A 13,030-nucleotide genomic window follows, 5' to 3' on the forward strand; every position below is an offset into this window, starting at 1 on the left:
GGCCAGGCGTTTTGCGCCCAGCCGAATTGCAGTTTTGTTAGTTCACCAGCTTAAAGAGCTGATTTGATTTTCTCTGCTGTCTCAGCATCAACCCAAGATGTCCAAACATCTTGTTCTGTTTTGAGGAAATTTTCAGCCGTCTCTTTTGCGCCAGCTTTGTTTTCCGCACCCCAGTTGAGCATCTGAGAAATCTGCACATTGTTCAAAGAAACTTTGCCCAAATACTCAAACACCATTGGTGCTTCCTCTGACAACCAGCTTGAAGTCGCAACAACTACAGGTGGCGTTGCAAATGCGCTCTTGCGCTTCGGTGTACAAGCTGAATCTGTATTACAGTTCCAAACCTCTGCATCATAAGCAGGCATTTCAAGCTGCACCATATCGTACTTACCCATGATGGCTGTTGGCCCCCAATAGTAAAATACAATCGGCTGCTCACGCTCAAACGCCCGAATGATAGAAGCGTCTAGGTTGCCACCAGAACCCGGTGAAAACAGATTAAAGCTCTCTTCAAGCTCATAAGCTTCAAACAATGCTGCGTTGGCAATCTCACAACCCCAACCTGGAGGGCACGAATAAAAACGGCCTTGGCTTGGATCGTCTGGGTCTTTGAACAAATCTTTATGCGCAGGCAGATCTTCAACTTTTTTCAGATCAGGATTTGCATCTGCCACATATTTGGGGATCCACCAGCCCTCAACAGCACCGTCAGATATTGCCAGCCCTGCAGGTTTCACAGCACCATCAGCAATGCCCTTGTCCCACGCTTCTTGAATGGTGCCAGTCCACATTTCTGGCGCGATCGCTGGGCGACCCTTTGCCAGCATGGACGCAGAAGTTGGCACGGTATCGCCAGCAACAACTTCAACGTTACACCCATAACCTTTTTCCAAAATCGTTGCGTGAATATGTGCCAAAGCCGCAGCAGAAGGCCAATTCATTTCCGCAATATCGATTTTTCGATCCGTGTCGCACGATGCGGCAAGGGCCGCAGGTGCAAACCCAGCTACGCCAGCAACAACAATTGCGCTCGCCAACATTTTTGTAATTTTTGCTCTCACGCGTTTTCTCCCAAATAGTTTTCGCGATTAGCCAGAGCATAAACACCACAATTTGGCGCGTCAAACCAAGCGCGCGAACAAAACTGTGTGAACAAAACAAGAAAACTGTAGACTTGGAATAATACTTAATCGCACAAATAATTATGATGTATTCTATGTTGATCACAAGGTCAAAAAAATATAAGTCACCAGCACCGACAAGTTCTATTTGTCAGCACTATATACCTATATTTTTACTTAATAAATACTTGAGTTTTACTGCGCGATCACTGGCAACCACGATTGCCAAACATCTGGATGGCTATTCACAAAATGATCTGCCACTGCTTCAGCCGAAATTCCTTGTTCAAGTTCCAGCGCCAACAACTCATTCATAATTGAAATTGGCATTTTCGCTTTGCGAACATATGGCAATAATTCGGGCGCTTCGCCCCGCACCCAGCTTGCCACCACCACTTCAACCTGCTCATTTGGAAAGCTCGATGGTTGTGGTGAATCGCATCGCGACTGACCAAAACAACCATATGCTTGTGGCACAAATGGCCCCATTTCAATGCGCGCGACCGCCAACTCATGGACCAGTGGGTTTGGTTCCCAATAGTAAAACAGGACAGGCTTATTGCCTGATATCGCATTGCCAATGCGCTGATCCATTTCAATGCGGTTTTGTGGCACCACAACGTTAAAAACACCTTCAAGATCAAATGCCTGCAGCATGTGCCGGTTGATAACGGCGCATGCCCAATCTGCCGGACATGATATAAAATCTGGCTTTTGCTCGAGCTGGTAGAGTTCTTGGATATTCTTCAAATTGGCAACATTCAAAAGAGCTGGAAAATCTTGCGCCGACTTCGCCGAAATGTACCAACCTTCAAATAGATCCCGTTCATATGTGCTGCCCGCCACAAACCCAGCGCGTTCTTCCAAGACTTTGTTCCAGCGCTCGGCAACACGTGTGGTCCACATTTCAGGGATCATTGTTGGGGTCTGCGCCGTTTTAAGCGTTGTCGCAGCGCTTTCAATATCGGTAATGGCAACTTGAGTGGCGCAGTCCAATTCTTCGGCAATGATTTTTGCATGGATATGCGCCATCACCGAAGCGGAGGGCCATTGCAAATCAGCAATAACAATAGGTTGCCCAGAACAGCCATTTGAGGGCGCTGAACTTTGCCCCATTGCTGCGCCAAACCAAAATGCAGACAAAATCAAAGCGCTAAAGAAAGTGCGTATTGGCGAAAAACAGAACCTAAACTTCATCGGCACAATGCACCCTTCTCGTCTCACATATCACCCATATTGTTCATCAAATGAATTGTCAGGCAATCACCGCTAACCAAATGATATGACGATTCTTTTGTAACTACCTTGCGCGCAAACACCGAACTTAACCAATTAACACAGTTTCGAGCATCAACTTCGTCAAAATTCGATCAAAACAGGTGACTCTTTTCTCAAAATGTTTATTGTTGGGATCAGACGAGGGAGGGAAACGACCTCGCTAGAACTCGAAAACGCCATAAACTTATGGCACCAAATTCGAGTCAAAAACAAGAAGATGAACTAGTCAGAGGGAAATTATGCGTCATCTTAAAACAGCACTCACAGCCGCAGTTGCAGCAACAGCTCTATCAGCTGCCTCACCTGCTATGGCTGAAGGCGTAAATATCGGCATCATGTTCGGTTTTACAGGTCCACTTGAAACATTGTCACCACCAATGGGTGACGCTGCGAAGCTTGCTCTTCAGCACATTAACGAGCAAGGCGGCGTTCTCGGTGGCGAAGCAAAATACACCATCGGCGATTCAACTTGTGCCGACGCGACTGCTGCGGCAAACGCGGCTGACCGCTTGATCAACGCTGACGGCGTTGACGCAATCGTTGGCGCTATGTGTTCTGGTGCAACAATTTCTGCAGCCAACACTGCAGCAATTCCAGCTGGCGTTGTGATGATTTCACCGTCAGCTTCTTCACCAGCTGTAACCACTGTGGAAGACAATGATCTATTGTTCCGCGCTGGTCCATCAGATAGCTACCAAGGTGAAGTTGTTGCACGTTTGTTGCTTGCTAAAGGCATCAACGACATTGCTATTACCTACGTGAACAACGACTACGGTAAAGGCTTTGCCGATGCACTTGCTGCAGCTTATACAGCTGGCGGCGGCGACGTAACCGTTAACGAAGCACACGAAGAAGGCAAATCAGACTATCGCGCTGAATTGGGTTCTTTGGCTGCTGGCGGCTCAGCTAACCTAGTTGTGTTGGCTTATGCTTCAGGTTCAGGTCAAACTATCCTGCGTCAAGCAATTGAATCAGGCGACTTCGAAGTCTACTTCGGTGGTGACGGCATGATCGCTGATGCGCTTCTAACAGGCATCGACGCTGCTGACGTTGAAGGCATGATTGGTACACGCCAAGGCCGCGCAGACAGCGCTGGTACACAAGTGTACGCTGATCTTGCAACAGCTGCTGGTCAAGATCCAATTGCTGCATTTGGTGCACAGTCATATGACGCTGCATTCATGCTTGCATTGGCATTTGAAAAGCACGGTTCAACAGACCGCGAAGGCTTGAACAAAGCTCTACGTGAAATCGCAACTGCACCAGGTGAAGTTATTGTTCCAGGCGAGTGGGCTAAAGCTAAAGCTCTAATCGCTGAAGGCAAAGACATCAACTATGAAGGCGGCGGCGGCAGCCACGAATTCGACGAAGCTGGCGACGTTGCTGGCGTGATCGTTGAAATGGCTGTTCAAGGCGGCACATGGGTAGAACTCGGCCAAGCTAAATAAGCTTAGTCACTCTACGAAAAATAATTGGGCTCGATGTTCGCATCGAGCCCTTTTTTATGCGCGCATTTACCCCTAAACTACTGTCATGTCCTACGATCAAAACACTTTTAATTTCTACGCTGAAAACGCTGCAGAATATGCAGCCAAGCGCACAAAGCCATCCAAGACGCTGGTCAAATTTCTCAGCCTTTTGCCTGAAGACGCATTTATTTTAGAGTTGGGCAGCGGCGCAGGCCTTGAAGCGTCGCATATGCGCGACCAAGGTTTCAAAGTCTTGGCAACGGAAGGCAACCCAGAACTCGGCAAGTTTGCGATCGCACGATTGGGTGCTGATGCCAAAATCATGCGCTTTGATGAGCTAGAAGAAGTACAAGCTTTTGATGCCGTTTGGGCGAATATGTGCCTACTGCATGCCCCTTGGGAAGCGCTCGACGACATCATTGGGCGCATTCACAATGCGCTAAAACCAAATGGCTTGTTGATGGCCAGTTTTAAAAGCGGCACCGGCGCTAGCCGTGACAAGCTTGATCGATACTACAATTTGCCAACAGAAGACGCATTGATGCAGAAATTTTCAGAGGCAGCAAACTGGTCTGACCTCTATCTCACAGCAGGCGAAGGCGGTATAGGGCATGATGACACGCCCTATAACGTCTTGTGGGTTAGCGCTAGGCGCTAAATGCTGCGCGATGCTTGAAGATGTTGAATGTGAAAATCAGCATCGACAGAATGATCAGCACGGACCTGATTTTCACAATAGTTTCGCCCTGCCCCGTGATGGCAAGTGCGATACCGGGGATAAAGCTGATAAGTCCCAACATCGCGATCACAAAATGCGCTTTGCCGATCATGGTTTCGCCGGCCGCAGGCACCAATTTGTAATAAACACCAAAAAACGCCATCGTAACCCAGCCCACCAAATTAAGATGCCCATGGGCAGGTGACAGCGTATGGTCATGTGTTGCTGACATTTGGATGCCCCACCCCATGCCGATAAGCCCACAAATCGCAGCAACCGCAAAAAACCAAAAACCAATATTCTTTTCCATTCTCTCTTCCCCCTTTTAGAATTGAGTGAAAAGGATATTGGCAAAACCAACTCTATAATTGAAATCGATTGATTTTATAAACTATATTGGTTCAATGAATTTATTGACCTTCGACTTCAATTTGTTGCGCGTGCTTGCGGCGCTACTGGAAACCCACTCCACCGTAAAAGCGGGCGAAAAAATCGGCCTGTCGCAACCCGCGATATCCGCGGCCCTTGGGCGTTTAAGGGTTAGCTTGAACGATCCTCTGTTTGTACGTGAAGGGCAAAAGCTAGTGCCCACACAAAAGGCACTTGATTTGCAAGTGCCGCTTCATAACATTATGCGCTCAATTGAAAGTGTAATTGATCAAACAAACGAGTTTGATCCGCAAGACTGCACAGCAAACTTTGTTATCTCCGGTTCAGATTTCTTTGCTGAATTATTACTGCCGCGTCTTGGCCAAATCATTTCAAATATTGCACCGAATATCCAACTGCAAATGGTCGATCAGGTTATCGACAACCAATTGGACACGATGCGACGCGAGCAAATTGATCTTGCCCTTATCCCGCAAACAAACCTACCCGATTGGGCAGAAAGCCGCCTAGCGATTACTGGCCCATTTGAAGTCGTTGCCAGCAGAAATAACCTAGCCATACAAGAAGCAAAGATTAAGCCGGGGGAGGTTATTCCGCTCGATCTTTATTGTGAGATGGGACATGTCCTTTTTTCCAGCGAAGGAAAGATGGAAGGCATTGGCGACCAAGCGCTGCGCGCTGTCGGACGACAACGCAGAATTTCCATGACTGTGCCATTTTTTAATGGTGTCGCCAACGCGGTTTCCAACTCTGAACTCATCGCGCTCTTACCTTCGGCCTTTGCCCATCACGTTAGAGATCGGCTCGCGCTTGAAATTTACCATCCGCCTATTGACGTGCCTAAAGCGCGAATTCATATGGTTTGGCATCGTCGAAACTCAGCACATCCACCACATAGATGGTTCCGAGAAATCGTGCTTGAAGCGCTATCCGAAATATAAAACGCCGCCCGATATGGGCGGCGTTTTGCATTTAGTCCATCATTTCTGACAACTATTCTTTTTCGGTGCGCACCCGCTCTGGGATCATACCTTGCGGTGCGTAGCGCAACGCAAATGTAATCACCAAACCGAGCACGAACACACGCATTTGCAGCGCTCTCGACTCAATGTCTGGAATTGCACCAATGCCCGCGCCTTCTGACATATCCGATATCAGGCTGAACAAAATCACCGAAGCCGGTTCAGAGATCGTCCAAACAATATAGATGAAGATGCCGCCAAATAGTGCGCCATAATTGTTGCCAGCGCCCCCAACAATAATCATCACCCATACGATAAAGGTGTGGTTGATCGGCTGATAGCCACTTGGATCAAGCAACTGCACGTAGGATGTCAAAATCGCACCGCCAACACCCATCAGGATGGCGCCCAACACGAAAATCTCCAACTCACGCTTGGTCACATCTTTACCGATGGAGCCAGCAGCAATGTGGTTGTCGCGGATCGCACGCATCATCCGACCCCAAGGACCGTCATATGCACGCTGCAAGAAGAAGAAGATGACCCCAACCAAAAGCATCACAATGGCCAAGAAGCCAGACCGTGCCAGCAAGATCGCCATATCAGGGCTCGCAACACCAGATGCGGTGATGTCAGCTGGCAATGGCGTTGGCCAAGGCACTGGCGACACGGTCAATGTACCACGGGTCAACCAATCCATGTTTTTGATCAACGCCCGGATAATCTCGGAAACACCAATCGTGGCAATCGCCAGATAGTCGGTACGCAAACCAAGACAGATTTTACCGATCACATAGGCAATGATGCCCGCCATGATGCCGCCGAATACCCAACCAAAGATCGCTGGCAAACCAAGACCGCCAACAAAGTCCGCTTCAGCTTCAATCAGGCGCGCAGCTGGATCGATCTGTGAGCGATAGACCACATAGGCAACAGCCCAAGCGATCACCAACAAGAACCCACGCAGTTTTGCAAGATTGCCCTTTTTGGGAATGCGCGTGACGCCCCAAATAAGCGCGCCGCCAGCAATCGCCGCCAAAAGCGCCTTAAACAACATCATTGGGCCATCGGACGACCAAAAGGCATCATTTAGCGGATAGGATATGAATGTCGCGGACGCGCCGCCCACCATCAAGAAGCCCATCACACCAAAGTTGAACAGTCCCGCATAGCCCCACTGAACGTTTAGCCCAAGCGCAATCAGCGCATAGGCAAACGCATTCACAAGAATTTGCAGCGTGTATGGCACTGAGAACCAGTTCGCCAGCGCCAGGATCATAATGCCAAGACCGGCAAACAAAATCGCATCGCGTCTAATCATGATGATGCTCCTTTGAAGATACCTTGTGGCCGAACCAGCAACACCACAACCAAAATGATAAAGGCGACGGTCAACTTATATTCGGTTGGCACCAAGGATAGATCTTTTGGGAACCAATCAGGCAAATTGTCAAACCCACGGAACATGATCGACCAGTTGAAAACAGACATTGTTTCCGCAAAGCCGATTAAGAAGCCGCCAGCAATCGCGCCATATGAATGGCCCAAGCCACCAACAACCGCCGCCGCAAAAATCGGCAACACGATGTTAAAGGCCAAATCTGGTTTCAGGATAACGTCCAACGCAAGCATGGTACCTGCCATCGCAGCTAAACTGCCTGCAATTATCCAAGTCGCACGCACAACACCTGCAGTGTTGATGCCAGAAACTTGGGCAAGGCTTGGATTGTCCGCCATTGCGCGCATGCCTTTACCAATCCGCGAACGGGTCAGGAAGAAATGCAAGGCAAGTACCGCAATCAATGTGGTCACAATCACCAATATCTGAGGTTCAGAAATGTTGATTGAGCGAATGCCATCGATTGGTAGTTTGATCCGGAAAAGGTCCTTCTTCTCATTTTCAAAGAAGCTGCGCGTAGCCGTACCCGCAAACAACCGGATCAGACCTTGAAGCATCAAGGTCACACCGATTGAAGCGATCAACAGCGTCACCGTTTTCACGCCCTTTGCCCGAAGCGGCTCATAAAAGCCTTTATCGATGCCAAGTGCTAGCGCCGCCGTTATTGCCATCGCAAACGGTAGAACAATGAAACCTGTTGGTAGTGGGGTTTGAATGCCCATCGCTTGGAATACACCAACCAACAAAAAGGAAATGAAGGCACCCAAGGTCATCATGTCGCCGTGCGCAAAGTGCGCAAAACGCAAGATACCAAAGATCAACGTGACCCCAACAGCACCCAATGCATAGACCGATCCCAGCGTCGCGCCGGAAATGATCACTTTGTTCAAAAAGAAAATAAATTCGTTCATTTCAGTTAGATCCCCTCTAACCGCCAAGGAAGCTCTGAGCGACTTCTGGGTCGTCCAATAGCTCCCGTCCGGTCCCTGTGTACCGGTTTTTACCCCCTGCCAACACAAAGCCTTTTGAGGCGAATTCTAGTGCTTGGCGTGCATTTTGCTCAACCATCAATATGCCCACTCCGGACTTATTGACGTTCACAACCGTCTCAAAGATTTCCATCATATAGCGTGGACTTAACCCAGCGGACGGTTCATCGAGCAACAATAGTTTTGGCTGGCTCATCAAAGCCCGGCCCATCGCGACCATTTGGCGTTGACCACCGGACAATTCACCGGCTTTTTGTTTGCGCTTGTCTTTTAGTGGCGGGAACATTTCATAGACATAATCAAGCGTATCGCTGATATCGTCCTCACGAATGTAAGCACCCATTTCCAAGTTCTCGTGCACAGACATCTCTGTAAACACATTGAACTCCTGCGGCACAAAACTCAGACCTAACGGCACAAGCTTATCTGGCAACTGGTTGGCCACTTCTTGTCCATCAAGTGTGATCGAGCCGCCCGTGACCTCCAACAAACCAAAGATCGCTTTAAGAGTGGTGGATTTACCAGCGCCGTTTGGCCCAACAATCACACCAATGTCTTCACGTTCAATCGCCATGTTGACGCCATTAAGAATGGGGGCGCCGCCATAGCCGCCATGCACGTCTTTGACTTCCAACAAACTCATGACGCAGCCTCCACGGCAGTGCCGAAATAAGCCTCAACAATTTCTGGATTGTTGCGGATATCTTCCATCGGACCTTCAGCAATCTTTGTGCCTTGTGCCATCACGATTACCGGGTCACATAGTTCAGCGATCAAATCCATATCGTGCTCAATCACAAAAAAGGTGTAACCCAATTCTCTGTTCATTCGCTGGATATTGCTCGCCAAGTCCTTGAGCAGCGTTTTGTTCACGCCCGCAGCAACCTCATCAAGCAAAACGGCTTTAGCGTCTGTCATCATGGTCCGACCAAGCTCCAAAAGCTTCTTCTGACCACCTGACAAATTGCCCGCCAGCTCATTCTTCACATGACCCAAATGCAAGAAATCGATCACATCGAGCGCCATCTTGCGCACTTCCAGATCAAAATCCGTCACATGCTTGATGTTGAACCATGACTGGAACAAGCTTTCACCCGGCTGTTCAGACGCCGCAACCATTAGGTTTTCAAGCGCTGTCATTGCCGAGAATTCATGTGCAATTTGGAAGGTGCGTAGCATGCCTTTGGCATGCAGTTCGTGCGGTTTAAGTGCGGTGACATCTTCGCCATCAAAGATGATCTGCCCTTGGTCCGGCATCAAAGTACCCGCCACAATGTTAAAGAGCGTAGTTTTGCCCGCACCGTTTGGTCCGATCAAACCCGTAATTGAGCCCTTTTCCACTTGCAACGAACAATCTGAAACGGCTTTGAGCCCTCCAAAACTCTTGGAGACCCCTTTCACCTCAATCATATTATCGTTTTTCACCCCGTTATTTCCCCTCTTGTCGGAGTTTATTGTCTGACAAACTGCCCTAAAACCGACCTAGCGGTCAATCAATACCTCCCTAAGTCTTTAGAACAATTCCAACACTGCATTTGCAGTTGATCTGTTGCATGCAAACGGCACGTCATAAATTGTTGCTAGGCGGATAAGCGCCTTCACATCAACATCGTGCGGCATTGCGGCAAGGCCATCAATGAAAAAGATAAGACCGTCAAGGCGCTTTTCAGCAATCATGGCCCCTAATTGCGCATCCCCCCCCAAGGGTCCGCTTTCAAGTCGGGTCAATTCAAGTCCCGTATGATCGATGATTTTTTTGCCGGTTGTGCCGGTCGAATAAAGGTCTAGCGAGGACAGTTTGTCCTTATGCGCCAAACACCAATCAGCAAGAAGTTGCTTCTTCTCATCATGGGCAACAAGCCCAAGAGATTTTTTCACGTTCTGCCCAAGCCAACCAAAGGCCGACCTGCTCCTCAACACTGCATTCGCATAGGCTTTGATATAGCAAACCCGATCAGGTTTCTACCTAATCGGGTTGATTAATTGATCAACAGTGTAAAAAACTTGCAAGCCGTTAGAACTCTTGCCAATCCTCGTCTGCTGGCTGCATTGCGTTATTCCCCTGCACCGCAGGCACGCTTGCAGCTTTTGGCGCAGGTTTAATTTGCGTCGGTTTTGGCGTTTGCGCCTTGGCTTTTCGTCCATCAAGGTGGAAGCGCTCAACCATCTGATCCAGTTCGTTGGCTTGCGCTTCAGTTTTGTCGATCGACGAATTGGTTTGCTGCACCAGCGCCGCATTGTGCTGGGTCATTTGGTCCATTTCACGGATCGACTGCGAAATGTCACTAATCGACGCCGCTTGTTCTTGGCTCTCCCGCGCAATCTCATCCATCAACTTGGTGACACCACGCACCGAATCCACAATGCCATCTAAGTTTTCCGAAGCTTGAGAAACCAGTTTTGTGCCCCCCTCCACTTCAGACGCTGACTGCTCAATCAGCACCTTCACTTCCGAGGACGCTTGTGCTGCTGATTGCGCCAAACGCCGCACCTCAACCGCCACAACTGCAAAGCCTTTGCCTGCTTCCCCAGCACGCGCAGCCTCGACAGAAGCGTTCAACGCCAACAAGTTGGTTTGAAACGCAATATCGTCAATCATACCAATAATGTCTGAGATCTTGCTCGAAGAATTGGTGATGCGCTCCATAGCGTTGTTGGCCTCAGCCATCACCTGACCACCACGCTCTGCAACTGACCGAGCTTCAGTAATAGAGCCTTGGGCCTTTTTCGCGCGTTCCGTGTTATCGCGCACCGTTTCCGCCAACTGCTCTGTGGTTGCAGATGTTTCTTCAATTGATGCGGCTTGTCGGGTTGTGCGTTCAGACAAATCATTTGCGCCAGACAAAATCTCTGTGGTCGCTTGCTTCAAAGCCCGAGAGGTATCGCCAATTTGCGAGACACAATTCGCAAAACTTTCCGCAACAGCATTTGTGCTCTGCTTCAATTCAAGAAACGACCCTTCGTAATTGCCCGCCATACGCACGGTCAAATCATAATTGGCCAGCGCTGAGAGAACTTCTCCGGTATCGCTTAGTCCCCGATCTACGGTCTCCACCAACTCATTGACCGCGTCGGCGAGCATGTTGAGTTCATCATCTGGGAAGTTTGGCTCAATCCGGCGAGAAAAATCGCCCGCCGCTGCTGCCAACACGACGCCGCCAAAAGCCTCGCGCAAATCAGTTACCATTTGAGCGCGTTGATCAGATGATTCAGATTGCGCCAATTCACGCGCTGCTGAAGCCTCGCGAGTACGCTCAGATTCTAGTTCAGCCAATTCCGATTTCTCTTGCGCGACATCTAAAAGGCGTCTGGTATTGGTCATCATCCAGACCAAAGCAATCGCTTCACCGCCCAAAATCACCCCATGCAACAAGACACGTTCAATGGAACCGCCGCCATAAAAAACGAGATCCTCAATAGCCATGCCTAAGAAGAGATGGTGCGCAACAACCAGCAAAGCACCCAAAATGATCGGACGGTGATCGTAAAACAAAGCACAAAATGCAAGAGCGGAGAAAAATGCCATATGCATATCGCTTTGGAATGGGTATCCGCGGGCAGCAATCAATAGGCCCATCACTTGCGCCATCAGGACAGCAACAGCTGCGAAACGGAATGCAACGCCATTGCGCTGCACAAAAAACACCGCGCTGATTGCACCAAGGCCGCTAACGGCGAGCAACGAGCCTATTTGAAACCCACCTTGGAAGTAGTATTCAACGCCACACACCGCCGCTGCCAAAATACCAGCAAGGATCATTGTGTATTTAACCGCGGTAGCCCGCAATTGCTCAATGGACATAAACTACTCCCCTATCAGTATCGTTTTGGATACTGGTCCGCAAATTCCAGTTGCTGCGGCAAAAAAAACAGCTCCACTTTCACGCAATCGAGATTTCACCTCGTCAGATTGCAAGCGGATCACAAATACATTTGGCATTCTCGCTGGCGAGATAAACTGCGCGCCGGATCGAACGATAGATTGAACGACAATATTGCTGTCTACCCACGGCGGAAAAACAACAGCCATTTCGCCGAGTTCGGGTGCACGCATATAGCCAACAAACCCCAAAACAACGGCAAAGCCGCTGAACCCAACGGCGGGCAGCAAATCCCGTACTCGAAGTTTTTCCTCAGCCATTACCGCTCATGCCTTAAAATGCGCAAAACTATGGTTAACAAAATATGTCAGCCAAGGGTTAATTTGCGGTTAGCAGCAGGGTGCGGCAGTACACTAAAAATGAAAACGGCCCGGTTTTTATCCGGGCCGCATAATTCGTTTCATCCTAGAAATTCACAACTGAACTAGAACTCTTGCCATTCTTCATCTGGCTCTTTCACCGCAGCGTTGCCATGGCTCAGATATGCCTTAGCGGCAGTTTGCTGCAGCCCACGCGCATCTTGCTGAGGCGCATTCTGAGGTGCTTGCTCATACTCGTCTGCTTGAGATTGTGCAGGTGCTTGGCTGCCATCAATGCGGAACTGTTCCACCACCCGATCAAGTTCAGAAGCTTGGCTTTCTGTCTGATCAATCGCTGCATTGGTTTCTTCAACCAAAGCCGCATTGTGCTGGGTCATCTCATCCATCTCGCGGATAGAATGAGAGATATCGTTGATTGATGTGGCTTGTTCTTGGCTTTCGCGTGCAATCTCATCCATCAGCGCTGTTACGCCGCGTACAGATTCCACAATGCCATCCAAGTT

Annotated in this window: 13 protein-coding genes and 1 pseudogene; 3 read left to right on the forward strand and 11 right to left on the reverse strand. The window is 49.2% G+C overall.

Annotated elements, in window-relative coordinates; translation table 11 throughout:
• Nucleotides 1–50: 50 nt before the first annotated feature.
• Nucleotides 51–1,061 carry an ABC transporter substrate-binding protein gene (locus QQL65_RS04310; RefSeq protein WP_284362293.1) on the reverse strand — a complete coding sequence of 337 codons (1,011 nt, stop codon included), beginning with the start codon at nucleotides 1,059–1,061 and terminating at the stop codon, nucleotides 51–53.
• Between the two features lie 255 nt (nucleotides 1,062–1,316).
• Complete coding sequence (locus QQL65_RS04315) at nucleotides 1,317–2,237, reverse strand: glycine betaine ABC transporter substrate-binding protein (protein ID WP_284362295.1); 921 nt, start codon at nucleotides 2,235–2,237, stop codon at nucleotides 1,317–1,319.
• Between the two features lie 401 nt (nucleotides 2,238–2,638).
• On the opposite strand from QQL65_RS04315, the gene QQL65_RS04320 reads away from it, so the two are divergent.
• On the forward strand, nucleotides 2,639–3,847 hold the full coding sequence (locus QQL65_RS04320) for an ABC transporter substrate-binding protein (RefSeq protein ID WP_284362296.1): 1,209 nt from the start codon (nucleotides 2,639–2,641) through the stop codon (nucleotides 3,845–3,847).
• An 85-nt stretch (nucleotides 3,848–3,932) separates the two neighbouring features.
• Nucleotides 3,933–4,526 carry a class I SAM-dependent methyltransferase gene (locus QQL65_RS04325; RefSeq protein WP_284362297.1) on the forward strand — a complete coding sequence of 198 codons (594 nt, stop codon included), beginning with the start codon at nucleotides 3,933–3,935 and terminating at the stop codon, nucleotides 4,524–4,526.
• Here QQL65_RS04325 and QQL65_RS04330 read toward each other — a convergent pair.
• Entirely contained in the window at nucleotides 4,516–4,896 is a 381-nt protein-coding gene (locus QQL65_RS04330) for a hypothetical protein (protein WP_284362298.1), read from the reverse strand. The genes QQL65_RS04325 and QQL65_RS04330 overlap by 11 nt on opposite strands.
• Before the next feature lie 94 nt (nucleotides 4,897–4,990).
• Here QQL65_RS04330 and QQL65_RS04335 point away from each other — a divergent pair, with 94 nt between their 5' ends.
• On the forward strand, nucleotides 4,991–5,917 hold the full coding sequence (locus QQL65_RS04335) for a LysR family transcriptional regulator (protein WP_284362299.1): 927 nt from the start codon (nucleotides 4,991–4,993) through the stop codon (nucleotides 5,915–5,917).
• 52 nt (nucleotides 5,918–5,969) lie between these two features.
• Here QQL65_RS04335 and QQL65_RS04340 read toward each other — a convergent pair whose 3' ends face one another.
• From QQL65_RS04340 to QQL65_RS04375, 8 genes and pseudogenes are all read right to left on the reverse strand, one after another.
• Entirely contained in the window at nucleotides 5,970–7,259 is a 1,290-nt protein-coding gene (locus tag QQL65_RS04340; RefSeq protein ID WP_284362300.1) for a branched-chain amino acid ABC transporter permease, read from the reverse strand.
• Entirely contained in the window at nucleotides 7,256–8,248 is a 993-nt protein-coding gene (locus QQL65_RS04345) for a branched-chain amino acid ABC transporter permease (RefSeq protein ID WP_284362301.1), read from the reverse strand. Before QQL65_RS04345 ends, QQL65_RS04340 begins: the two co-directional genes overlap by 4 nt.
• Before the next feature lie 16 nt (nucleotides 8,249–8,264).
• A complete protein-coding gene (locus QQL65_RS04350) occupies nucleotides 8,265–8,969 on the reverse strand; it encodes an ABC transporter ATP-binding protein (protein ID WP_348529128.1) in 705 nt (234 codons plus the stop codon).
• The gene (locus QQL65_RS04355) at nucleotides 8,966–9,736 is read right to left on the reverse strand and encodes an ABC transporter ATP-binding protein (RefSeq protein WP_284366210.1); all 771 of its coding nucleotides are present in this window, start codon (nucleotides 9,734–9,736) and stop codon (nucleotides 8,966–8,968) included. Before QQL65_RS04355 ends, QQL65_RS04350 begins: the two co-directional genes overlap by 4 nt.
• Before the next feature lie 102 nt (nucleotides 9,737–9,838).
• Entirely contained in the window at nucleotides 9,839–10,204 is a 366-nt protein-coding gene (locus QQL65_RS04360) for a methylglyoxal synthase (RefSeq protein ID WP_284362302.1), read from the reverse strand.
• Between the two features lie 136 nt (nucleotides 10,205–10,340).
• Nucleotides 10,341–12,128 (reverse strand): methyl-accepting chemotaxis protein, encoded by a 1,788-nt coding sequence (locus QQL65_RS04365; RefSeq protein ID WP_284362303.1) that lies wholly within the window; start codon nucleotides 12,126–12,128, stop codon nucleotides 10,341–10,343.
• Nucleotides 12,129–12,131: 3 nt separating this feature from the next.
• Nucleotides 12,132–12,467 (reverse strand): hypothetical protein, encoded by a 336-nt coding sequence (locus QQL65_RS04370; protein ID WP_284362304.1) that lies wholly within the window; start codon nucleotides 12,465–12,467, stop codon nucleotides 12,132–12,134.
• Nucleotides 12,468–12,631: 164 nt separating this feature from the next.
• A pseudogene (locus tag QQL65_RS04375) lies at nucleotides 12,632–13,030 on the reverse strand (methyl-accepting chemotaxis protein); the annotation flags it as partial.

The sequence above is a fragment of the Maritalea porphyrae genome, assembly GCF_030159895.1.
GTDB classification, from domain to species: domain Bacteria; phylum Pseudomonadota; class Alphaproteobacteria; order Rhizobiales; family Devosiaceae; genus Maritalea; species Maritalea porphyrae.

What these genes read in the sequence shown, in the direction of transcription:
- QQL65_RS04350 (WP_348529128.1), bottom strand. Translation starts at nt 8,969, where the DNA reads ATGAGTTTGTTGGAAGTCAAAGACGTGCATGGCGGCTATGGCGGCGCC.
- QQL65_RS04330 (WP_284362298.1), bottom strand. Translation starts at nt 4,896, where the DNA reads ATGGAAAAGAATATTGGTTTTTGGTTTTTTGCGGTTGCTGCGATTTGT.
- QQL65_RS04355 (WP_284366210.1), bottom strand. Translation starts at nt 9,736, where the DNA reads ATGATTGAGGTGAAAGGGGTCTCCAAGAGTTTTGGAGGGCTCAAAGCC.
- QQL65_RS04370 (WP_284362304.1), bottom strand. Translation starts at nt 12,467, where the DNA reads ATGGCTGAGGAAAAACTTCGAGTACGGGATTTGCTGCCCGCCGTTGGG.
- QQL65_RS04325 (WP_284362297.1), top strand. Translation starts at nt 3,933, where the DNA reads ATGTCCTACGATCAAAACACTTTTAATTTCTACGCTGAAAACGCTGCA.
- QQL65_RS04365 (WP_284362303.1), bottom strand. Translation starts at nt 12,128, where the DNA reads ATGTCCATTGAGCAATTGCGGGCTACCGCGGTTAAATACACAATGATC.
- QQL65_RS04345 (WP_284362301.1), bottom strand. Translation starts at nt 8,248, where the DNA reads ATGAACGAATTTATTTTCTTTTTGAACAAAGTGATCATTTCCGGCGCG.
- QQL65_RS04320 (WP_284362296.1), top strand. Translation starts at nt 2,639, where the DNA reads ATGCGTCATCTTAAAACAGCACTCACAGCCGCAGTTGCAGCAACAGCT.
- QQL65_RS04335 (WP_284362299.1), top strand. Translation starts at nt 4,991, where the DNA reads ATGAATTTATTGACCTTCGACTTCAATTTGTTGCGCGTGCTTGCGGCG.
- QQL65_RS04340 (WP_284362300.1), bottom strand. Translation starts at nt 7,259, where the DNA reads ATGATTAGACGCGATGCGATTTTGTTTGCCGGTCTTGGCATTATGATC.
- QQL65_RS04315 (WP_284362295.1), bottom strand. Translation starts at nt 2,237, where the DNA reads ATGGGGCAAAGTTCAGCGCCCTCAAATGGCTGTTCTGGGCAACCTATT.